1 protein-coding gene is annotated in these 251 nt (G+C 61.8%); it reads right to left on the bottom strand.

What is annotated here, in order from left to right:
- On the bottom strand, positions 1-196 hold a 196-nt coding region (locus tag MN204_RS21140), incomplete at its 3' end, for a hypothetical protein (protein ID WP_249873009.1).
- Between the last annotated feature and the right edge of the window lie 55 nt (positions 197-251).

Genomic DNA, 251 nt, shown 5'->3' with positions numbered 1-251 from the left:
GGAGAGTGGAGGGGTGGCAGTAGTAGGCCTGCTTGACGGAGCGATCAAGGGAAGACAGCTGCGCGAGGATGGGAATGATTCCGGGCGTCTCGTTCTGCACCGTCTCCTGCTTGATGAGGCGGCCGTCTCGACCGATGCGGTTGACGATGGTGATCTTGGGACCGTTTGCAAGTTGGTCGTGCAGCCATTTCGGCATGCGGTCTTCCCAGGCATGGGGGCCGAGCTCCGCGCGCTGCACACACAGTTAGCAC

Origin of the sequence: Oceanobacillus saliphilus, from assembly GCF_023522835.1 — a bacterium.
GTDB classification, from domain to species: domain Bacteria; phylum Bacillota; class Bacilli; order Bacillales; family Amphibacillaceae; genus Oceanobacillus; species Oceanobacillus saliphilus.
This window is presented reverse-complemented; position numbering and strand designations above follow the sequence as displayed.